The 22,421-nt window shown below is 60.2% G+C and carries 17 protein-coding genes, 1 tRNA gene and 1 pseudogene; 17 read left to right on the top strand and 2 right to left on the bottom strand.

Annotated features, from left to right (window positions below; all coding sequences use genetic code 11):
- The first annotated feature begins 6 nt into the window (after nucleotides 1-6).
- The 12 genes from HBO19_RS06800 (at nucleotide 7) to HBO19_RS06855 (ending at nucleotide 14,503) form a co-directional block, all read left to right on the top strand.
- Nucleotides 7-1,356, top strand: a complete 1,350-nt coding sequence (locus HBO19_RS06800; RefSeq protein WP_170057127.1) for an MmgE/PrpD family protein — start codon at nucleotides 7-9, stop codon at nucleotides 1,354-1,356.
- 9 nt (nucleotides 1,357-1,365) lie between these two features.
- On the top strand, nucleotides 1,366-2,562 hold the full coding sequence (locus tag HBO19_RS06805; RefSeq protein ID WP_169957078.1) for a CaiB/BaiF CoA-transferase family protein: 1,197 nt from the start codon (nucleotides 1,366-1,368) through the stop codon (nucleotides 2,560-2,562).
- A 14-nt stretch (nucleotides 2,563-2,576) separates the two neighbouring features.
- Nucleotides 2,577-3,398: a CoA ester lyase gene (locus HBO19_RS06810; protein WP_170057128.1), complete on the top strand. Its 822-nt coding sequence runs from the start codon at nucleotides 2,577-2,579 to the stop codon at nucleotides 3,396-3,398.
- A 123-nt stretch (nucleotides 3,399-3,521) separates the two neighbouring features.
- Complete coding sequence (locus HBO19_RS06815; RefSeq protein WP_169899204.1) at nucleotides 3,522-4,505, top strand: TRAP transporter substrate-binding protein; 984 nt, start codon at nucleotides 3,522-3,524, stop codon at nucleotides 4,503-4,505.
- A 145-nt stretch (nucleotides 4,506-4,650) separates the two neighbouring features.
- Complete coding sequence (locus HBO19_RS06820) at nucleotides 4,651-5,283, top strand: TRAP transporter small permease (RefSeq protein ID WP_169957076.1); 633 nt, start codon at nucleotides 4,651-4,653, stop codon at nucleotides 5,281-5,283.
- Nucleotides 5,283-6,563 (top strand): C4-dicarboxylate TRAP transporter large permease protein DctM, encoded by a 1,281-nt coding sequence (dctM, locus tag HBO19_RS06825; RefSeq protein ID WP_099169959.1) that lies wholly within the window; start codon nucleotides 5,283-5,285, stop codon nucleotides 6,561-6,563. Before HBO19_RS06820 ends, dctM begins: the two co-directional genes overlap by 1 nt.
- Before the next feature lie 110 nt (nucleotides 6,564-6,673).
- Entirely contained in the window at nucleotides 6,674-8,854 is a 2,181-nt protein-coding gene (locus tag HBO19_RS06830) for a NosR/NirI family protein (RefSeq protein WP_170057129.1), read from the top strand.
- Between the two features lie 38 nt (nucleotides 8,855-8,892).
- Nucleotides 8,893-10,815: a TAT-dependent nitrous-oxide reductase gene (gene nosZ / locus HBO19_RS06835; RefSeq protein WP_169957073.1), complete on the top strand. Its 1,923-nt coding sequence runs from the start codon at nucleotides 8,893-8,895 to the stop codon at nucleotides 10,813-10,815.
- Between the two features lie 172 nt (nucleotides 10,816-10,987).
- Nucleotides 10,988-12,235 (top strand): nitrous oxide reductase family maturation protein NosD, encoded by a 1,248-nt coding sequence (locus HBO19_RS06840; RefSeq protein WP_346266486.1) that lies wholly within the window; start codon nucleotides 10,988-10,990, stop codon nucleotides 12,233-12,235.
- Nucleotides 12,235-13,146, top strand: a complete 912-nt coding sequence (locus tag HBO19_RS06845) for an ABC transporter ATP-binding protein (protein ID WP_169957087.1) — start codon at nucleotides 12,235-12,237, stop codon at nucleotides 13,144-13,146. The genes HBO19_RS06840 and HBO19_RS06845 overlap by 1 nt, the downstream gene beginning before the upstream one ends.
- Nucleotides 13,143-13,973, top strand: coding sequence for an ABC transporter permease subunit (locus HBO19_RS06850; protein WP_170057131.1), 831 nt, complete (start codon nucleotides 13,143-13,145; stop codon nucleotides 13,971-13,973). Before HBO19_RS06845 ends, HBO19_RS06850 begins: the two co-directional genes overlap by 4 nt.
- A 26-nt stretch (nucleotides 13,974-13,999) precedes the next feature.
- Nucleotides 14,000-14,503 (top strand): nitrous oxide reductase accessory protein NosL, encoded by a 504-nt coding sequence (locus tag HBO19_RS06855; protein ID WP_170057132.1) that lies wholly within the window; start codon nucleotides 14,000-14,002, stop codon nucleotides 14,501-14,503.
- Between the two features lie 105 nt (nucleotides 14,504-14,608).
- Here HBO19_RS06855 and HBO19_RS06860 read toward each other — a convergent pair whose 3' ends face one another.
- Complete coding sequence (locus HBO19_RS06860; RefSeq protein ID WP_170057133.1) at nucleotides 14,609-15,895, bottom strand: MFS transporter; 1,287 nt, start codon at nucleotides 15,893-15,895, stop codon at nucleotides 14,609-14,611.
- A 144-nt stretch (nucleotides 15,896-16,039) separates the two neighbouring features.
- On the opposite strand from HBO19_RS06860, the gene ggt reads away from it, so the two are divergent.
- Nucleotides 16,040-17,764, top strand: a complete 1,725-nt coding sequence (gene ggt, locus HBO19_RS06865; protein WP_170057134.1) for a gamma-glutamyltransferase — start codon at nucleotides 16,040-16,042, stop codon at nucleotides 17,762-17,764.
- Between the two features lie 239 nt (nucleotides 17,765-18,003).
- Nucleotides 18,004-18,077: transfer RNA gene (locus tag HBO19_RS06870), tRNA-Cys, on the top strand.
- A 267-nt stretch (nucleotides 18,078-18,344) separates the two neighbouring features.
- On the opposite strand, the pseudogene HBO19_RS28425 reads toward HBO19_RS06870, so the two are convergent.
- Nucleotides 18,345-18,446, bottom strand: a pseudogene (locus HBO19_RS28425) (VOC family protein); the annotation flags it as partial.
- Between the two features lie 302 nt (nucleotides 18,447-18,748).
- On the opposite strand from HBO19_RS28425, the gene HBO19_RS06875 reads away from it, so the two are divergent.
- The 3 genes from HBO19_RS06875 (at nucleotide 18,749) to HBO19_RS06885 (ending at nucleotide 22,231) form a co-directional block, all read left to right on the top strand.
- Nucleotides 18,749-19,651, top strand: coding sequence for a hypothetical protein (locus tag HBO19_RS06875; protein ID WP_170057135.1), 903 nt, complete (start codon nucleotides 18,749-18,751; stop codon nucleotides 19,649-19,651).
- A gap of 91 nt (nucleotides 19,652-19,742) precedes the next feature.
- The gene (locus HBO19_RS06880) at nucleotides 19,743-21,011 is read left to right on the top strand and encodes a methyl-accepting chemotaxis protein (protein ID WP_170057136.1); all 1,269 of its coding nucleotides are present in this window, start codon (nucleotides 19,743-19,745) and stop codon (nucleotides 21,009-21,011) included.
- Nucleotides 21,012-21,193: 182 nt separating this feature from the next.
- Nucleotides 21,194-22,231, top strand: a complete 1,038-nt coding sequence (locus HBO19_RS06885) for a GGDEF domain-containing protein (protein ID WP_169956604.1) — start codon at nucleotides 21,194-21,196, stop codon at nucleotides 22,229-22,231.
- Nucleotides 22,232-22,421 lie beyond the last annotated feature (190 nt).

Raw genomic sequence — 22,421 nt, forward strand, 5'->3', positions numbered from 1 at the left:
CTGAGCATGAGCCATACCCAAGCCTTGTGCCGGTTCCTCGCCGAGTTGAATGACGCGCAATTGCCCGACGCGGTGCTGGCGCGTATCGAAGAACTGTATCTGGATTGGCTGGCCTCGGCGCTGGCCAGCCAAGGTTCGCACCCGATTCCCTTGTTCGAGCGCTATGCACAAAAGATGGGCCCGGCCACCGGGCCTTCGCAGATAATCGTCAACGGTGGCAGCAGCAGCGCGTATTTTGCCGCGCTGGTCAACGCGGCCTCATCGCACCTGGTGGAGCAGGACGACCTGCACAACAGCTCGGTGCTGCACCCCGCGACGGTGGTGTTTCCCGCTGCCCTGGCCGCCGCGCAAGATCTCGGCAAATCCGGTCGCGAGTTGTTGTTGGCCGCGGTGGCCGGTTATGAGGCCGGGATTCGCATCGGCGAGTTCATGGGCCGTTCCCACTACCGGATCTTCCACACCACGGCCACAGTCGGCACCCTGGCGGCGGCGGTGGCCGTGGGCAAGTTGCTGGACTTCAACGAAGAACAATTCATCAACCTGCTCGGTAGCGCCGGCACCCAGGCCGCCGGGCTCTGGGAGTTCCTGCGCGATGCGGCTGATTCCAAGCAGTTGCACACCGCCAAGGCCGCAGCGGATGGCTTGCTGGCCGCGTACCTGACGGCGGATGGCCTGAGCGGTGCGCGCAATATCCTCGAAGGCGAGCAGGGTTTGGCGGCGGGTATGTCCACTGACGCCGAGCCGGGCAAATTGTCCGCGGGCCTCGGTAGCCGCTGGGCGCTGCTGGAAACCTCGTTCAAGTTCCACGCTTCGTGCCGCCATACCCACCCGGCCGCCGATGCGTTGCTGGACTTGATGCAGCGCGAAGGCCTGGCCGCTGCGGATATCGCCAGGGTCGAGACCCGCGTGTACCAAGGCGCTATTGATGTGCTCGGCCGCGTGACCGTACCGGCCACCGTGCACCAGGCCAAGTTCTCCATGGGTACCGTGCTCGGCCTGATTGCTGTGCACGGCAAAGCCGGGCTTACCGAGTTTCATCAGTGGGCCCTGAGCGATCCCGCCGTCGCTGCGTTCCGCGACAAGGTCAGCATGATCTTCGACCGCGCAGTCGACGACGCCTATCCGCAGCGCTGGCTGGGCCGCGTCACCGTGACCTGCGTCGATGGCCGCACGTTGCATGGTGCGATTGACGAGCCCAAGGGCGACCCGGGCAACACCCTGGACCGAGTGCAGTTGGCGGACAAGTTCCAGCGCCTCTGCCAGTTCAGCGGCGCCCGCACGCCGGCCCAGGCCAGCGCCTTGATCGAAAAAGTCTGGAACCTGCGCAACGCCGTATCCATGGCCCATTGGCTTTGAGGAATTGTCATGACTGCTAATCAACGACCGCTGGACGGCATCACCGTGGTCAGCCTGGAACACGCGATTGCTGCGCCGTTCTGTACCCGCCAACTGGCCGACCTGGGAGCGCGGGTTATCAAGATCGAACGCCCGGGCAGCGGTGATTTTGCCCGTGGCTACGACGAGCGCGTGCGCGGCCTGGCCTCGCATTTTGTGTGGACCAATCGCTCCAAGGAAAGCCTGACCCTGGACCTCAAGCAGGCGGAGGCCGGCGCTATCCTCGACACCTTGCTGGCCGATGCCGACGTGCTGGTGCAGAACCTTGCACCCGGTGCGGCGGCGCGTATGGGGCTCGCGTTCGAGGCGCTGCAGGCGCGCTTTCCACGACTGATTGTGTGTGATATTTCCGGCTACGGTGAAGGCGGGCCCTACGAGAAAAAGAAAGCCTATGACCTGCTGATCCAGAGCGAGGGCGGTTTTCTTTCGGTGACCGGTGGCCCCGGTGAAGAGCAGATGGCCAAGGCCGGTTGTTCCATCGCGGATATCTCCGCCGGCATGTACGCCTACAGCGGCATCCTGTCGGCACTGCTATTGCGCGGCAAGACGGGCAAGGGCAGCCGCATTGACGTGAGCATGCTCGAAAGCCTGGTGGAGTGGATGGGCTACCCGATGTACTACGCCTTCGACGGTGCCCCGCAGCCACCGCGGGCCGGCGCGGCGCATTCGACGATCTACCCCTACGGGCCGTTCCCCACCGGTGATGGCGGCACGGTGATGCTCGGTTTGCAGAACGAACGTGAATGGGCGGCGTTCTGCGACAAGGTACTGCTCACCCCTACGCTGGCGACGGATGAACGCTTCTCGGCCAACTTCAAGCGTTCGGCCAACCGCGAAGTGCTGCGCCAGATCATTGTCGACAGCTTTGCCCAACTCGACACCGAGGCCGTGATCCAGCGTCTGGAACACGCGCAGATCGCCAGTGCACGGGTCAACGATATGCAAGGCGTGTGGGACCACCCGCAACTCAAGGCCCGCGACAGCTGGCGTGAAATCGACAGCCCGGCCGGGCCGTTACCGTCGTTATTGCCACCGGCGCGTAACGCCGCGTTTAGCCCGCGTATGGACGGCGTACCGGGACTGGGGCAGCACAGCCAGGCAATTCTCCAGGCGCTGGGCTACTCGGGTGAGGCCATCGACAGCCTGCGCGCGCGCGGCGTTATCTAATCAGGAGTTCTGTGATGCCTTTGATTCGTTCTGCCTTGTTCGTGCCGGGCAGCCGCCCGGAGCGCTTTGCCAAAGCACTGGCCAGTGGTGCCGATGCGGTGATCGTGGATTTTGAAGACGCGGTGGAAGAACCGCTCAAGCGCCAGGCCCGGGACAACCTCGGCGGGTTTTTAACGGCCAACCCCGATGCCTGTGTGTGGGTACGCATCAATGCCCCAGAACACGCCGAGCACTTTGCCGATGTGGCGTTCTGCAAAGCCCACGGCAACGTGGCCGGGGTGTTGCTGCCCAAGGTGGAAAGTGCCACCCAGGTGGCGGTGGTCGCCGCCGCCGGCAAAGTCATCTGGCCGATTATCGAAAGTGCACGAGGCCTGCTGTCGGTGGCCGAAATCGCCCATGCGCCGCAAGTGCAGCGCCTGTCGTTCGGTGGCCTGGACCTGGCGCTGGACCTGAACCTGAGCAGCCACTCGGCGGCGGCGAATTTTGCCCTGGATCAGGCGCGCCTGGCGCTGATCGTGCATTCGCGCGCCGCCGGCCTGGTGGCACCGCTGGACGGTGTACACCCGGCGATCGACGACCCGGAGGGCCTGCGCCACTCGATCCGGCATGCCTATGAAATGGGCTTTGCCGGGGCCCTGTGTATCCATCCCAAGCAGGTGCCGGTGATCCATGAGGCCCTGGCGCCGAGTGCGGCGGACCTGGCCTGGGCGCAACGGGTGGTGGAGGCCGGTGCCCATGGGGCAGGGGCCTACCAGATTGATGGGCAGATGGTGGATGCGCCGGTGTTGCTGCGGGCCCAAAGGCTGCTGGCAGCACAGAACTCCCACGCGGGATAGGCATTGCTCCCCAGGTTGGTGTTCGGCTTGGCCGAACGCAGTGTTTAAAAATTTGAAATTCACTACACGCCTCACATCAGGCACCTTGCCTGACACCACCACAACAATAAAAAGGTGATACCCATGCTCAAGCTTTCTCGGGCGCTGTTGTGCGCCGCCACGTTGTTTGCCGCAGGCCTGGCCCAGGCGGCTGATCCGATCATCATCAAGTTCGCCCACGTGGTAGCGGAAAACACCCCCAAAGGCCAGGGCGCGCTGCTGTTCAAGAAACTTGCCGAAGAGCGCCTGGCGGGCAAGGTCAAGGTCGAGGTGTACCCCAACTCGTCGCTGTTTGGCGACGGCAAGGAGATGGAAGCGCTGCTGCTGGGCGATGTGCAGATGCTGGCGCCGTCCCTGGCCAAGTTCGAGCAGTACACCAAGCAGGTGCAGATCTACGACCTGCCGTTTTTGTTCAACGACCTGGCCGCCGTCGACCGTTTCCAGGCCGCTGAAGGCAAGCAACTGCTGACGTCGATGCAGGACAAGAACATCCTCGGCCTGGCCTATTGGCACAATGGCCTCAAGCAACTGTCGGCCAACAAGGCCCTGCACGAGCCCAAGGATGCCCGGGGCCTGAAGTTCCGCGTGCAGGCCTCCAGTGTGCTGGAGGAGCAGTTCAAGGCGATCCGTGCCAACCCGCGCAAGATGAGTTTTGCCGAGGTCTACCAAGGCTTGCAGACCGGCACTGTCAACGGCACCGAAAACACCTGGTCGAACTATGAAAGCCAGAAGGTCAACGAGGTGCAGAAGTACTTCACCGAGTCCAACCACGGCCTGATCGACTACATGGTGATCACCAACGCCAAGTTCTGGAACGGCCTGGCGCCGGACATCCGCAGCAGCCTGGAACAGATCATGGTCGAAGTCACCGTCGAGGTGAACAAGCAGGCCGAAGCGCTGAACCAGTCGGCCAAGCAGAAGATTATCGACGCCAAGACCAGCGAAATCATCGAGCTGACCCCCGAGCAACGCCAGCTATGGCGCGAAGCCATGCGTCCGGTGTGGCAGAAGTTCGAGGGGCCGATTGGCGCTGACCTGATCAAGGCCGCAGACGCGTCCAACCACTGATCGCCTGCGCGACCCCGACCCAATGTGGGAGCGGGCTTGCCCGCGATGGCGGCGTCTGAGCCAGCCGAGAGGCCGTTGATGCCCCATCGCGGGCAAGCCCGCTCCCACATGTTGCGACCCCTTTCCCTGTAAGCGAGGTTTTGCCATGCAATCCCTAAGGCGCGTCTGGGAGCACCTGGAGGAAGGTTTTATCGCCTTCCTGCTGGCCGCCATGACCCTGGTGACGTTTGTCTACGTCATGCTCAACAACATCTACACCCTGTTTTTTGCCCTGGCCGACAAATGGGCCTGGAGCAGCAGTTTTTTCAACGCCCTGGGCGACGGCACCATGACCTGGGCCCAGGACATGACCTGGAGCGTCGCGCTGACCAAGGCGATGTTCGGCTGGCTGATTTTCTTCGGGATTTCCTATGGCGTGCGCACCGCCGGCCACCTGGGGGTCGATGCCCTGGTGCGCCTGACGCCACGCCGGGTCCAGCGCCTGCTGGGAATGCTCGCGTGCCTGTGCTGCCTGGCCTACGCCGGGTTGTTCATGGTGGCCAGCTACAAGTGGGTGAGTGCCGTGCTGGCGGCCGGGATCGGGGCCGAGGACCTCGATCATTTCGGCCTGGAAGTGGGGCATATCGCGCTGATCGTGCCGATCGGCTTTGCCCTGGTGTTGATCCGCTACCTGGAAATTTTCTACCGCCTGTTTACCCACCGTCAGGTCGGGTTGGGGCTGGCCGACGAAGCCGGTGAAGCCAGCAAGTTGGCCGGTAGCCATGAGGAGCGTGACTGATGGCCGTTCTCTGTCTGTTTTTACTGCTGTTGGTGTTCATGTTTCTCGGCGTGCCCATCGCGATTTCCCTGGGGTTGTCGGGGGCGATGTCGATCCTGATGTTCAGCCAGGACTCGTTAAGCTCCCTGGCGATCAAGCTGTTTGAAACCAGCGATGCCTACACCTTCCTGGCGATTCCGTTCTTCCTGCTGTCGGGGGCGTTCATGACCACCGGCGGCGTGGCGCAACGCTTGATCGATTTTGCCAACGCCTGTGTCGGCCATATCCGTGGCGGCCTGGCGATTGCGGCGGTGCTGGCGTGCATGCTGTTCGCCGCGCTGTCCGGTTCATCGCCGGCGACGGTGGCGGCGGTGGGGTCGATTGCCGTGGCCGGTATGGTGCGCTCCGGTTACCCCAAGGAGTTTGGCGCCGGGATCATCTGTAATGCCGGGACCCTGGGCATCCTGATTCCGCCTTCCATCGTGATGGTGGTGTACTCGGCGGCGACGGAAACTTCGGTGGGCAAGCTGTTTATGGCGGGGGTGATCCCCGGCTTGCTGCTGGGCCTGATGCTGATGATCGCGATCTACATCGTGGCGCGTATCAAGAAGCTGCCGGCACAACCCCGGGCGACCTTTGCCCAGTGGCTGGGCTGCGCGCGCCGCGCGTTCTGGGGCCTGTTGCTGCTGGTGATCATCCTCGGCGGTATCTACAGCGGCATGTTCACCCCCACTGAAGCTGCAGCCGTGGCGGCGGTGTACTCGGCGTTTGTCGCGCTGTTTGTGTACAAGGACATGCGCTTGAGGGATTGCCCCAAGGTGCTGCTGGAGTCTGGGCGCCTGTCGATCATGCTGATGTTCATCATCGCCAACGCCATGCTGTTTGCCCATGTGCTGACCACCGAACAGATCCCGCAGGAAATCACGGCCTGGGTCATCTCCGAAGGGCTGACGCCGATCGGTTTCCTGCTGATGGTCAACGTGGTGCTGTTGATCGCCGGCAGCTTTATGGAGCCCTCGGCCATTGTGCTGATCCTGGCGCCGATCTTCTTCCCGATTGCGATGAAGCTGGGCATCGACCCGATTCACTTGGGGATTGTGATGGTGGTGAACATGGAGATCGGCCTGGTGCATCCGCCCGTTGGGCTGAACCTGTTCGTGACCTCGGCGGTGACCGGCCTGACCCTGGGCCAGACGATCCGCGCAGCGATGCCATGGCTGATGATCCTCTTGGCGTTCCTGGTCCTGGTGACGTACGTGCCGTTTATCTCACTGGCGCTGCCGCAGTGGTTGGGCATGTAGCCAGCGCCCAAACGCCGCACCACCCCCAGACTTGATTTCAATCAAGGGCTCACTGGCCACGTGCCACCTACCATCGGCTGCATATCCCGGCCGTTGAAGTCAGTGAGTCCATGAACCGCCCCAAGCCCTCGACCCTCGCTACCCTGGCTGCAAGTCCCGTTACCTGGCTGGTTGTCCTGGTGCTGCTGTTCAGCCTGGCCGGCCCGGCCCAGGCCAAGTCCTACGGCGCGATTGAACAGCAGCGCATCGACAAGATTTTCCCGCAGGCCGACGCCATTTCCGCCGCCGAAGGCAAGTTCAAGGTGCGCACGCTGTCGGCCAAAGGCGCGGTCATCGGCTATGTGTTCCAGAGCCTGGACGTGGTGGACATCCCGGCGTACTCCGGCAAACCGATCAACACCCAGGTGATTCTCGACCCGGCCGGGGTGATCCGTGATGCCTATGTGCTGGAGCACCACGAGCCGATCCTGCTGATCGGCATTCCCGAGGCCAAGCTGCATGACTTCACCGCCCGCTACAGCGGGATCAACGTCAAGCAGCGGGTGGTGGTGGGGCATTCCAGTGACAGCCAGGCGGTGACCGTGGATGCGGTGGCCGGTGCCACGGTCACGGCGATGGTGGTCAATGAGGTGATCATGCGCGCCGCCCACGAAGTGGCGGTGTCGCTCAAGCTGATCGAGGACAAGGCCAGCACCGCGCAGAAAGTTGCGTTGGTGCGCGCTGACCTGTTCGAGCCGGCCAACTGGGCGCAGTTGACCGGCAATGGCGCGGTGCGCCGCTTGCACCTGACGCGCGGCCAGGTGGATGCCGCCTTCAAGGGCACCGAGGCCGAAGGCGTGGACGTGGCGGGGGCGGGGCAGGTCGACGAGACGTTTATCGACTTGTATGTGGCCGATCTCAACGCGCCGACCATCGGCCGCAACCTGTTGGGTGACGCGCAGTACCGGGTGTTGATGCAGGGCCTCAAGCCCGGCGAGCAGGCCATCGCGGTGCTGGGACGCGGGATTTTTTCGTTCAAGGGCTCGGGCTATGTGCGCGGCGGGATTTTTGATCGGGTGCAGTTGCGCCAGTTCGGCAATGTCATCAGCTTCCGCGATATGGACCACCAGCGCCTGTACGACGTGTTCGCCGAGGGCATGCCCGAGTTCGATGAAATGTCGGTGTTTATCGTGCGCCCCCAGGCTGCGTTCGATCCAGGCTCAGCGTGGACCCTGGAGCTGCTGGTACGGCGCCAGACCGGCCCGGTCAGTGGCACCTTCAGCAGTTTTGAATTGCCCTACCAGATGCCCGAGGCGTATCTGGAGCGCCCGTTGCCCACCGCCGCCGAACAGGCCGCCATCGACGAAGCCAACCGGCCGATGTGGCTGACGATCTGGTACCAGAAACACGTGCAGATCCTGATCCTGGGCGCCGCCCTGGTGCTGCTGACGGTGATTTTGTTTTTGCAGGACAGCCTGGCCCGGCGCCCGCGTCTGCTGCACTGGGTGCGCCGTGGCTATCTGCTGTTTACGGTGGTGTTTATCGGCTGGTACGCCCTGGGGCAACTGTCGGTGGTCAATGTGCTGACCTTTGTGCATGCGCTGTTCCAGCAGTTCCGCTGGGAGCTGTTCCTCACCGACCCGCTGATCTTCATGCTCTGGGTATTCACCGCCGCCAGCATCCTGCTGTGGGGCCGGGGGGTGTTCTGTGGCTGGTTGTGCCCGTTCGGGGCGCTGCAAGAGCTGCTCAACGAGGCGGCGCGCAAGCTCAAGGTGCGCCAGTTCGAGTTGCCGTTTGCCGTGCATGAGCGGCTGTGGGCGATCAAGTATTTGATCCTGCTGGGGCTGTTTGGCCTGTCTCTGGAGTCGATGGCCACCGCCGAGCGTTTTGCCGAAGTGGAACCGTTCAAGACCGCCATCACCCTGCATTTCGACCGCCAATGGTGGTTCGTGCTGTACGCCGTGGCGCTGCTGGTGATCAACCTGTTCACGCGCAAAGTCTACTGCCGCTACCTCTGCCCACTGGGCGCGGCGCTGGCGATCCCCAGCAAATTCAGGCTGTTCGACTGGCTCAAGCGGCGCAAGGAGTGTGGCGATCCGTGCCAGTTGTGCGCCAAGGAATGCGAGATCCAGGCGATCCACCCCGACGGCCATATCAACGCCAATGAATGCCACTACTGCCTCGATTGCCAGATGACCTGGCACAACGACCACAAATGCCCGCCCCTGATCAACAAGCGCAAGAAACGCAACAAGGCCGCACCCACCCCTGGGCAATTGATCCCGGTGGTGCAGGTGGCGGTGCCTGAATGACGGCCTTGGGCACCCACTTTTCATATCTGGAGCACATCATGAACGACAGCGAATCGAACAAAACCGGGACCACCCCGGAACCCGAAGGCATGAGCCGGCGTGGCTTCCTTGGCACTGGCGCCGTCACCGGCGCGGTGCTGGCAGGGGCCTCGGCCCTCGGCGGTACGGTGTTTACCCGCGAGTCCTTTGCGGCGGCGGCCAAGGAAGCGAAGTCGAAAATCCATGTGGGCCCAGGGGAGCTGGATCAGTACTACGGGTTCTGGAGCGGCGGCCACCAGGGCGAAGTGCGGGTGTTGGGCGTGCCGTCAATGCGCGAGCTGATGCGCATCCCGGTGTTTAACGTTGATTCGGCTACCGGCTGGGGCCTGACCAACGAGAGCAAGCGCATCCTGGGGGAGGGCGCCAAGTACCAGAACGGCGATTGCCATCACCCGCACCTGTCCACCACCGATGGCCGCTACGACGGCAAATACCTGTTTATCAACGACAAGGCCAACACCCGCGTGGCGCGGATCCGCCTGGACATCATGAAGTGCGACAAGATCGTCACCGTGCCCAACGCCCAGGCGATCCACGGCCTGCGCCTGCAAAAGGTGCCGTACACCAAGTACGTGTTCTGCAACGCCGAGTTCATCATCCCGCACCCCAATGACGGCCACACCTTCGACCTGCAGGACAAGAACAGCTTCACCCTGTTCAACGCCATCGACGCCGAGAAGATGGAAATGGCCTTCCAGGTCATCGTCGACGGCAACCTCGACAACGCCGACATGGACTACACCGGCAAATACGCGGCGGCCACCTGCTACAACTCGGAAAAGGCCTCCGACCTGGGCGGCATGATGCGCAACGAGCGCGACTGGGTGGTGGTGTTCAACATCCCGCGCATCGAGGCAGCGATCAAGGCCGGCAAGTTCATCAACCTCGACGGGGTCAAGGTGCCGGTGGTGGACGGGCGCAAGGGCGACGACGGCAAGGACAGCGAATTCACCCGCTATATCCCGGTGCCGAAGAACCCCCACGGCTGCAACACCTCGCCGGACGGCAAGTACTTTATCGCCAACGGCAAGCTGTCGCCGACCTGCACCATCATTGCCATCGACAAGCTCGACGACCTGTTCAGCGACAAGATCAAAGACCCGCGCGGCGTGGTAGTCGGCGAGCCGGAACTGGGCCTGGGCCCGCTGCACACCACCTACGATGGCCGGGGTTTTGCCTACACCACGCTGTTTATCGACAGCCAGGTGGTCAAGTGGAACATCGCCGAAGCCATCCGCGCCTACGGCGGTGAGAAGGTCAACTACATCAAGCAGAAGCTCGATGTGCACTACCAGCCTGGCCACAACCACGCCTCGCTCACCGAAACCCGGGATGCCGACGGCCAATGGCTGGTGGTACTGAGCAAGTTCTCCAAGGACCGCTTCCTGCCCACCGGCCCGTTGCACCCGGAAAACGACCAGTTGATCGATATCTCCGGCGATGAAATGAAACTGGTCCACGACGGCCCGACCTTCGCCGAACCCCACGACTGCGTGATGGCGCGGCGCGACCAGATCAAGACCAAGAAAATCTGGGAGCGCAACGACCCGTTCTTTGCCGAAACCGTGGCCATTGCGGCCAAGGACGGGATCAAGCTGGAGACCGATAACAAGGTGATCCGCGACGGCAAGAAAGTGCGGGTGTACATGACCTCCATGGCGCCGACCTACGGCCTGACGGAATTTACCGTCAAGCACGGCGATGAGGTCACCGTGACCATCACCAACATCGACCAGATCGAGGACGTGACCCATGGCTTTGTCATGACCAACCATGGCGTGAGCATGGAAATCAGCCCGCAGCAAACTTCTTCCATCACCTTCATCGCCGACAAACCGGGGCTGCATTGGTACTACTGCAGCTGGTTCTGCCATGCGCTGCATATGGAGATGGTGGGGCGGATGCTGGTGGAGCGCACTTAACGGCGAGCACCCAATAAATGTAGGAGCTGGCTTGCCTGCGATAGCGGTGCATCAGAAAACTGTCGGTTGCCTGACACACCGCTATAGCAGGCAAGCCAGCTCCCACATGGGATCTGTTTTGATCAAAAAGGAATACTCCGTGGCTCGACCCCGCACGTTATGGACCGGGTGTGTGTGGCTGCTATTTTCGGCCACCGCCAGTGCCGCTGTACTGCCCATCACCGACCTGCCGTTGGTAGCCGCAGGCCCGCACCACTGGCAATTGCCCGCCGGTGACTACCAGGGCTCCTTCAGCATCGACCAGCCCTTGCAACTGACTTGCGAACCCGGTGCGGTGATCCACAGCCAGGGCCAGGGCAATGGTCTGTTGATCAACGCTGCCGACGTCACCGTCGAGGGCTGCACCTTCCTCGACTGGGGCCATGACCTCACCGCGATGAACGCGGCCATTTTCATCCAGCCCAAGGCCCACGGCGCCTTGATCAAGAACAACCGCCTGCGCGGCCAGGGGTTTGGCGTGTGGGTCGATGGCACGGCGGATGTGAGCGTGATCGACAACCAGATCCAGGGCGACCCGGCCATGCGTTCCCAGGACCGGGGCAATGGCATCCATTTGTACGCGGTCAAGGGCGCGCGGGTGATCGGCAACCTGGTGCGCGATGCCCGCGATGGCATCTACATCGACACCTCCAACGGCAACCTGCTGCAAGGCAACACCCTGGAAGACCTGCGCTACGGCATCCACTACATGTTCGCCAACGACAACCAGGTGCTCGGCAACATCACCCGCCGCACCCGCACCGGCTATGCGCTGATGCAAAGCCGCAAGCTGACGGTGATCGGCAATCGCTCCGAGCAGGACCAGAACTACGGGATCCTGATGAACTACATCACCTATTCCACCCTGCGCGACAATGTGGTCAACGACGTGCGCGACGGCACCACCGGCGACACCATGATCACCGGGGCCGAAGGCAAGGCGCTGTTTATCTACAACTCGCTGTTCAACAGCATCGAACACAACCACTTTGGGCGCAGCGCGGTGGGCATTCACCTCACGGCCGGCTCCGAAGACAACCGGATTGCCAACAATGCCTTTGTCGGCAACCAGCGCCAGGTCAAGTACGTGGCCACCCGCTTGCAGGAATGGTCGGCAGATGGCCGCGGCAATTACTGGAGCGATTACCTGGGCTGGGACCGCAATAACGACGGCCTGGGGGATGTGGCCTACGAGCCCAACGATAACGTCGACCGCCTGCTGTGGTTGTATCCCCAGGTGCGCCTGCTGATGAACAGCCCCGGCATCGAGTTGCTGCGCTGGGTGCAACGGGCGTTTCCGGTGATCAAGTCGCCGGGGGTGATGGACAGCCATCCGCTGATGAAAGACCCCACGCTTTCCCCGCTCAAGGAGCCCGCATGATGCCTGTCGTCGAAATCGAAGGCGTGACCCAGCGTTATGGGCCCGCCACTGTGCTGCATGACTTGAGCCTGAGCCTGGCGCCCGGGGAGGTGCTGGGCCTGTTCGGCCATAACGGCGCGGGCAAGACCACCAGCATGAAACTGATCCTCGGTTTATTGCAGGCAAGCAGCGGCCAGGTACGGGTGTTTGGCCGCGCGCCCAGTGATCCCCAGGTGCGCCGGATGCTCGGCTATCTGCCGGAAAACGTCACGTTCTACCCGCAACTCAGCGGCCTGGAGACCTTGCAGCATTTTGCCCGGCTCAAGGGCGCGCCGATGAGCCAGGTCTCGACGTTGCTGGAAGACGTCGGCCTGACAGCGGCGGCGCGGCGGCGGGTCAAGACCTATTCCAAGGGCATGCGCCAGCGCCTCGGCCTGGCCCAGGCCCTGCTTGGCGAGCCGCGCCTGTTGCTGCTCGACGAACCCACCGTGGGCCTGGACCCGATCGCCACCCAGGATTTGTATTGCTTGCTCGACCGCCTGCGCGGGCAGGGCACCAGCATCATCCTCTGCTCCCATGTGCTGCCGGGCGTGGAGGCCCATATCAACCGTGCCGCGATCCTCACCCAGGGCCGCCTGCTGGCCCTCGGCACCCTGGCGGCCTTGCGCGAAGAAGCGGGGCTGCCGACCCTGATCCGCAGCAGCGGCCTGCAACGTGCGGCGCTCTTGCAAAAACGCTGGAGCGAGGCCGGCCACGTGACCCAGCGCTGGGGCGCGCAAGGGCTGCAAGTGGCGGCGTTCAATGGCAACAAGCTGGACCTGCTGCGCCAATTGCTCGACCAGGACAGCCCCACTGACGTGGAAATTGTCGTGCCGTCCCTGGAAGACCTGTACCGCCATTACATGGACAGCCCTGTGGAGCGTGCCCAATGACGCCGATCTGGAACATGGCCCGCAAAGAGTTCAGCGATGGCCTGCGCAACCGTTGGTTATTGGCCATCAGCCTGTTGTTCGCGGTGCTGGCCATCGGTATTGGGTGGCTCGGTGCGGCGGCGTCCGGGCAACTGGGCTTTACCTCGATCCCGGCAACCATCGCCAGCCTGGCTAGCCTGGCGACCTTCCTGATGCCATTGATTGCGCTGCTGCTGGCCTATGACGCGATTGTCGGCGAGGACGAAAGCGGCACCTTGCTGCTGTTGCTCACCTATCCCCTGAGGCGCGGGCAGATCCTGCTCGGCAAGTTTGTCGGGCATGGGCTGATCCTGGCGCTGGCGACCTTTATCGGATTCGGCTGCGCCATGCTCGCCATCGCGCTGCTGGTGGATGACGTCGAATTCAGCCTGCTGCTCTGGGCCTTTGGTCGCTTCATGCTGACCTCGACCTTGCTCGGCTGGGGCTTTTTGGGGATGGCGTATGTGTTGAGCAGCGTCTCGGCGGAGAAATCCACGGCGGCCGGGTTGGCCCTGGGGGTGTGGTTCTTTTTTGTGCTGGTCTTTGACCTGGCATTGCTGGCGCTGCTGGTGCTCAGCGAGGGGCAGTTCAGCCCGACGCTGCTGCCCTGGCTGTTGCTGTTCAACCCGGCGGATGTGTACCGGCTGATCAACCTGTCGGGCTTCGATGCCGGCCCCGCGTCGGTAGGCGTGATGGCCCTGGGCGGTGACTTGGCAGTGCCGGAGGCGGCGTTGTGGCTGTGCCTGGCGGCGTGGGTCGCCGGGCCGCTGGCCTGGGCCTATTGGCTGTTCGGGCGGCGCGCGGCATGATTTTTTTATCGGTGGAGTAGCTGAGCATGAAAATCGGATGGGTGTTGCTGTTGAGCCTGCTGTTGGTGGGGTGTGACAAGCTGGTGGCGGCGGGGGCAGGTGATGGGCCGGTGGCGTTCCATCCGGCGGATGAGTGCCATGTGTGTGGCATGGTGATCAGCGAATTCCCGGGGCCCAAGGGCGAGGTGGTGGAGCAGGGCGCGGCGAAGAAGTTCTGCTCGACCGCAGAAATGCTCGGCTGGTGGTTGCAGCCGGAAAATCATCATGCCCAGTCAAAGCTGTATGTGCATGACATGGGGCGCAGCCATTGGAATACCCCGGACGATGCCCACCTGATCGACGCCAAGACCGCCTACTACGTGCTCGGCACCGGGCTCAAGGGCGCCATGGGCGTGGTGCTGGCCTCGTTTGCCGAGCAGGTGGTGGCGCAGAAAGTCGCGGCAGATACTGGCGGGCGGGTGCTGCGTTTCGAAGAGATAGACCTGGCACTGTTGCAGCAGCCGAGTGGCATGGCCCATAGCGGTCATTGAGCCTGCCTCCCCCTGTGGGAGCGGGCTTGCCCGCGATGACGGCAGTTCAGTCAGCATTTCTGGCGGCTGACACACCGCTATCGCAGGCAAGCCAGCTCCCACAGCCTAGCGGTTGACCAATTTCGCCGGCAACGCAATCACCAGCAAACAACTGAGCAACAGGCTGGCGGCAAAGAACCACATGGCCCCAGCGCTGCTGCCGGTGATATCTATCGCCAGGCCCATCAACGAGTTGCTGACCAGCCCGGCGATATTCGCCAGGGAGCAGGCCAGGGCAAAACCGGTGGCTGCCGCAGTGCCGGTAAGGAAGGTCGCCGGCAGGCTGAAAAACACCGGCACCGCACCGAGGATCGCCGCCGAAGCCACGGCAAACAGGGCCACGGTGGCGATCACGTTATGGGTGAAGAACGTGCTGCTGGCCATGGCCGCGGCGCCCACCAAAAACGGCACGATAATGTGCCAGCGGCGTTCACGGTATTTGTCGGAACTGGCGCCGATCAGCAGCATGCCCGCCAGCGCGGCGACGCTGGGCAGGGCGGTGAGCAGGCCGATACGGAACGTGTCGCTGACCCCCGCGTTGCGGATCAGGGTCGGCATCCAGAAGCCCATGGCGTAGGCACTGAGCAGGATCGAAAAATCAATCCCGCCAAGCATCCACACCTTGAGGTTGAAGAACCCCTCGCGAAAGCGCCGTGGGCTTTGGCTGGCCTGGCTGTCATCGGCCTGCAACTGCTGTTGCAGCAGGGTCTTTTCGGCGGCTGACAACCATTTGGCCTGGTGATAGGTATTGGGCAGGGCCCAGAACGCCAATACCCCCAACAGCACGCTGGGCAGCGCTTCGAGCAGGAACAGCCATTGCCAGCCACGCAGGCCGCCCACCTGGTCGAAGTGGCCCATGATCCAGCCGGACAACGGCCCGCCAATCACACTGGACAGCGGCAGGCCGATCATGAACAGCGCAATCACCCGCCCCCGGCGATGGGTGGGGAACCAGGTGGTCAGGTAATACAACACCCCCGGCAGGAATCCCGCTTCGGCGACGCCGAGCAAAAACCGCAGCACATAGAACTGGGTGGTGGAGGTGACTAGCAACGTGCAGGCCGAGAGCAGGCCCCAGGTGATCATGATGCGCGCGATCCAGATCCGTGCGCCGACGCGCTCGAGGATCAGGTTGCTCGGTACTTCAAACAGGATATAGCCGACAAAAAACAGGCCGGCGCCCAGGCCGAACGCGGTTTCGCTGAACTGCAACTGGTCTTGCATCTGCAACTTGGCAAAACCGATGTTGATGCGGTCCAGGTAGGCCGCCAGGTAGCAGAAGCACAGGAACGGAATCAGCTTCCAGGTGATCTTGTGGTACAGCGCGTGGATTGGGTCGGCGACCGTGGGCATCGGTGTGTCTCATGGGCAATGAGGAGGGCGGGGCGAATATAGCATTCCGTCACCGACAAGCTCTGTCTGAAAAGCGCCACTTGGCTGGGGTTGCTGTGCGAAAGAAGCTACGTTTAACGCTTCTAATAAACAGAGTATCCACGGATGAACTACCAACCCTTTACCCGAACCTTGATCGCGACGGCCCTGGTCCTGACATTCAGCTGTGTGCAGGCGGCCTCCCAGGCCCCGGTGGCCGGTGAAAACGGCATGGTGGTGACGGCCCAGCATTTGGCGACCCACGTGGGTGTCGATGTGTTGAAGGCTGGCGGCAACGCCGTGGATGCGGCAGTGGCCGTGGGATACGCCCTGGCGGTGGTCTACCCGGCAGCGGGCAATCTCGGCGGCGGTGGGTTCATGACCGTGCAATTGGCGGACGGGCGCAAGACCTTCCTCGACTTCCGCGAAAAAGCCCCCTTGGCGGCCACCGCCGACATGTACCTGGACAAGGACGGCAATGTCGTCCCTGGCCTCAGCGCCAAGGGCCACCTGGCGGTCGGCGTGCCCGGCACCGTCTCCGGCATGGAGCTGGCCCTGAGTAAATACGGGACCCTCAAGCGTGCCCAGGTGATCGCGCCGGCTATCAAGCTTGCAGAAAACGGCTTTGCCCTCGACCAGGGCGATATCGACATGCTGCACAGCGCCACCGAAGAATTCAAAAAAGACCAGGACCTGCGCGGCATCTTCCTCAACAAAGGCGAGCCGCTGCAGGTTGGGCAGAAACTGGTGCAAAAAGACCTCGCGCGGACCCTGCGGGAAATCTCCGCCAAGGGCGCCGATGGCTTCTACAAAGGCTGGGTGGCCAAGGCTATCGTCGACTCCAGCCAGGCTGGCAAGGGCATCATCGCCCAGGCCGACCTGGACAAATACCAGACCCGCGAGCTGGCCCCCATCGAATGCGACTACCGCGGCTACCACGTAGTTTCGGCGCCGCCACCGAGCTCGGGCGGCCTGGTGATCTGCCAGATCATGAACATCCTCGAAGGCTACCCCATGGCCGAACTGGGCTACGGCTCGGCCCAGGGCACCCATTACCAGATCGAAGCCATGCGCCACGCCTACGTCGACCGCAACAGCTACCTGGGCGACCCGGACTTCGTGCAGAACCCCGTGGAGCATCTGCTGGACAAGAACTACGCGGCCAAACTGCGCGCCGCCATCGAACCGCAAAAGGCCGGCGACTCCATGGCCATCAAGCCCGGCGTTGCGCCCCATGAAGGCAGCAACACCACCCATTACTCCATCGTCGACAAATGGGGCAACGCGGTGTCGGTGACCTACACCCTCAACGACTGGTTCGGTGCCGGCGTCATGGCCAGCAAGACCGGGGTGATCCTCAACGACGAAATGGACGACTTCACCGTCAAGGTCGGCGTGCCAAACATGTACGGGCTGGTCCAGGGCGAAGCCAACGCCATCGCCCCGGGCAAGGCGCCCCTGTCGTCCATGAGCCCGACCATCGTGACCAAGGACGGCAAGGCCGTGATGGTCATCGGCACACCGGGGGGCAGCCGCATCATCACCGCCACCTTGCTCACCATCCTCAACGTCATCGACTACAAGATGAACATCCAGGAGGCCGTCAACGCCCCACGTTTCCACCAGCAGTGGATGCCCGACACCACCAACCTCGAAACCTTCGCCCTGAGCCCCGACACCCAGAAAATCCTCGAAAGCTGGGGCCACAAATTCGCCGGCCCCCAAGACGCCAACCACCTGGCCGCGATCCTCGTCGGCGCCCCGTCCCTGGACGGCAAGCCCGTGGGCAACAACCGCTTCTACGGCGCCAACGACCCACGGCGCAATACCGGGCTGTCACTGGGCTACTAAGCATAGGCAGGGCAGGGGCGTGTTCTCCCAGACCGCCCCGGCTCTGCCCTACAGAAGAATATTTTTTGAAATCAAGGGGTTGCCAGCCCCGGCAAATGAGTACATAATTGCCGCCATTGAACGCGCTGAGACATAAAAAACTTCAATGTTTTCAATGAGATAGAGTAGAGGCAAGCTTCACATAGCCCACTCAAGTTTATATGCGGTGAATGTCAGTGGTTTTGGTATTGATCGTTTGAGGCCGAGTAGCAAAATGGTTATGCAGCGGATTGCAAATCCGCCTACGCCGGTTCGATTCCGACCTCGGCCTCCACTCTTGAAAGCCCCGTAGATCAATGGTCTACGGGGTTTTTTATTGCCTAAGATTTGACGATCACTTCCGCAATTTTTCGGATCGCTTCCGCAACCCTATCTTTTTACGGGAAATTTAAGACGCCGTTATCGGTATGGCTCTGCTCGATTGGGCGTGGGATTGTGCTCGAGACTCAGGAGCCTGAGCGTTCACTAACGGCCATTAGCGGACGTTGAACTGCGTCCGCTGAACCCAAAACCTGAACATCGGCTTGGCTCAGATTCAAATTCAGATTGAGTAAGTCGGCCTCTCACCCAACCGCGCTACCAACCTGACGAGACAACCGTCAGGATCCTGGCCGATGAATTCGCGCTGGCCTACTCCAAGATGGGTTAGATCCTACAACTATAGTTCGGTGGCACGAGGGGAACGTGGCGAGGATCATGATGCAAGAACGGGCGGGAATTATCGTGATGCGTTGTTGGCTGCAATTGGTCGAACGGATTCATGCACGCAGCGCGTCTTTAAGCCGGAGGGCATCGATCAGACACGCTTGCGGATGACCGGTAATCGAAGCGAGTCAGGTCATAAAACATTTTTGGGGTGAACCTGCCAGCGGTTCGAATACACATATACTGTGCGTATTGTGAATAGTAGCCGTTTGATATTGCCGATTAAGGGTTGTGTACTCGATGAACAAGACTGATCTGCTTGAGAATTTGAAAGAGACCAGTTACGAAATGACCCGAGGCAATATAGACGAAGCTGTTCTCCTGCATTTCGATTTGGTTATGGAGAGCTATCGACAAAAGCCTTCATTCTATAAAAACCTGTTGAAATATGACCGATTCATGGTAGCCCTGTCTTTGTTGAGCTTTAGTTATAAAGATGAGCAAGTTCCCTTATCCAAAGTGAAAGCATTTTGCCAAGAACGTGGCTATATGTCTCGCAACAGCCTGGACTCATATTGCTCGTTCTTATCTATCGCCGGATATCTGGATGTCCGGTTACATGTCCAGGACGGACGCCAACGTAGCTTCCGACCCACGGATAAAGCGCTGTGCAATACCGCGCAGCTAATCAAATCGTATCTACTGCCTTCGCAGATGATCTCTCCATACGACAGTTGGTTGTCGGGCATGGGGAAAAGTGCGGATCTATTGCGCGTTTTTTTTCGAGGTTTTGCCAGAATACTTGAAGGCGACTTCCTGCTCGACAAGCTTTTGCCTGAAGCGAAATGGATTCTCAACCGGGATGGCGGTCACCTGCCGATGCTCGCACTCTATGCTGATGCCTTGCGCAACGGCTCGTTAGAGACTGGCTACAAAGTATCCTCTTACGTTGAGCTTTCATCGCGTCTGGGCGTATCCAAGACACACATGCAGCGCATGATCAAGGAAGGCCAGTTACACGGCTATTTCAAATGCGATAAACGCTTGGTGGAGTTGAGCCCGGCCTTTCTCGAACTGATGCGGCGGGCCATGTCAATTTACTTCGCAGTTGCACGGGTCAGCATGGAACTGGGAGTTGATGAAAGCGAAGTGGAAAATAAGTCTGGCTGTATTTGCATTGTTAGTGGACGCTGGCCCCAATGAGTTCGTTTGTTATTTAACCTTCCCTCTCGGGATCGACTTAAACACTGAGCAATGTCTTTTTCTGTTGTAATTTTTTATACCGGAGTTCAGCGTGTTTAATCGCCAGATAAAGAATGCTCTTTTTGCCTGCCAAGAGGAACTGTCCCTGTCGCTCGGTACAGTTGCCGGTATCGAAGTGGTTTTTCTTTCAATACGTGTCGATGGTGCTGGTCGGATTATCTCGGCCAACCAGCGGTTTGCGCAAACGCTGGGATACTCGCTCGAACAGCTTTCAAATATGGCAATGAGTAACATCAACGCGGAGCCGCAGAATGATTTTGCACCCAACCTGTACGCCATCCAACGGCAACGCTATCGTGCCTCCGACGGCCGGGCTGTGACACTCAATGTAGGTTGGATCGCTGCAGCGAACCGGACGTTTCAAGGCTACGGCATGGTTGCACCACCTCTGGCGCAAGACGAACAGGAGGTCATCGAAATGTTCAACGCACTGAACCGCTCGATGGCGATGATTCAGTTCAGTCTCGCGGGTGAGGTCATTTACGCCAACGAATCGTTCGTCCAGGCCATGGGTTATAGCCTTGCGGAGATACAGGGCAAGCATCACCGCCTGTTCTGCCTCGCGGAGGACGTGGCGTCGGCGCATTACGCCGAGTTCTGGAAGAGTCTGAACAAGGGCGTGTTTAACGCTGGTCGCTTTCGCCGGGTAGATAAAAGCGGAAAAGTGGTGTGGCTAGAGGCCACTTACAATCCCATCAGAGACGCTTCCGGTCGGGTTTATAAAATTGCCAAATTCGCCAGTGTAGTGACCGAGCAAGTTGAAAAAGCCGACCAAATCAAACAAGCAGCGACCATGGCTTACGAGGTGTCGCTAGATACCGATGTAAAAGCTAACCGAGGTATGGAATTGGTCGCCGACTCCGTACTTGGAACACAGAATATCGCCCAACAGATGGCCTTGGTGACCGACAGCATGACCGCGCTTGAATCGCAGTCGCAGTTGATCGGTTCCATCGTCGACACGATTGGCGCCATTGCCACCCAGACCAATCTTTTGGCGCTTAACGCCGCTATCGAAGCTGCACGCGCTGGAGTGCATGGGCGAGGATTCGCTGTTGTGGCGGATGAAGTGCGCAAGCTCGCCGGCCGTACCAGTGCAGCCACGCGGGAGATTAACGGCGTGGTCAGGCAAAACCGAGAATTGGCCGGCGCAGCAGCGTTGCATGTCCAGTGCAGCAGAGACCAAGCCGACGTTTTATTGGAACTGTCCGAACAGGCAGGTATGGCGATGGTGGCTATCCAGTCAGGCGCAAAGCAAGTCGTGAAAGCCATTGGCAGAGTCACCAGCGACCTGCATTGAATGCTCTATCTGCGTCGCGGTAACGCCTCTTCGTTGATGGTGAAAGCAATATGAAAGTTTTGCGTGCAGTCTTTTCCGATTGATAACAGGAGTATAGATGCCGAAATACACTTAAGTCATTGGTCAGGTATTGCTCACACGTTCACGTCACATTCAGGCCGTTTCGGAAAAGGAGTTTAGGGATGCCGGCGATTTTCAAAATCCGACCAAGAATGCGAACGCTGCTGTCACCAGCGGTTACCAAGATTGAAATGGCAGGAATTGTTTCCTGGCTTTGCGTTTTGCTGATTGAGCCTGCGACAACGTTAAATCTACCGAACCTATTGGTCACAACATTGTTGTTTGTTATTTGGTACGTCCATCGCGTAGTTGCTGATTTCCGCATATGGAGAATGCTCGGCGGCGTCTATATATTGATTTTGTCACTCGGCTTTGCATATGTGATTGACACCAATGTGCAGTTACGCGTCTTTACGCTGCCCCTTGCTGTGATTATCGTGGTAAGCAGTGCTATCTTATTCGTCACAGTTCAGGACTATCTTTTTTCTACATTGCTGGTCTGGATGCTGATGTGGCCCACTTTGGACGTTGGCTTTTACCGGGGACTGGAAGTTTATGTGGTAATTTTTTGCGTTGCCTCCATGTCCATTGGTTTTACTCTTAGCTTTACCTTTTTAAGAAGCATGCGGTCGGTATTGTTGGTCGAAAGTGAGTTCAGGACATTGGCGGAGACAGACTTTCTCACCTCCTTACTTAACCGGCGGGCCTTTATAGAGACCTTAAAAAAGGCATTGGCTGAAGGTCCCAGCGGCTACTTCATAATGTTGGACATTGACGACTTTAAATTAAAAAACGATCAGTACGGTCACGATGTCGGTGACAAGATTTTGTGTGCCATGGCCGGGTGCCTGAAAACCACCGCTGGCAGCCACTGTGTCGGACGGATTGGAGGTGAGGAGTTCGGTGTCTTGTTGTTGGGCGAAGATGATGCGGTTGCTAATGAATATGCGTTGCGCCTGCTGGCCAACATCCGTAGCAGCGTATTGCCTCCGCATCAATTCACTTGCAGCGCGGGCGTCGCGCCGTTCCGAGCGACATCGGACATGTCAACGGTGCTCAAATGCGCCGACAGCAATATGTATAAAGCCAAGCATGATGGTAAGGATCGGGTGTTTCAGGATGGAAGGCAGGTCAAACCGCTACTTCCTGTAACTACGTAATTAAGGTTTGACTGGAGGACGTCTGTGAAAATCGTTTTCGAAGAAATCGAATCTCCCCCTTGCTGCTTGCTTACGCTGGGCACCTTCACTTTGATGTTCCATAACCGTTCTGAGGCTGAAAGCTTTCTGAAGCTTATTATGGGATGAAATACATCGCTTAGCCCCCATCGCTGAGCGTCTGCTTTTGGCC

Origin of the sequence: Pseudomonas sp. WS 5021 (genome assembly GCF_012985535.1) — a bacterium.
GTDB lineage: Bacteria > Pseudomonadota > Gammaproteobacteria > Pseudomonadales > Pseudomonadaceae > Aquipseudomonas.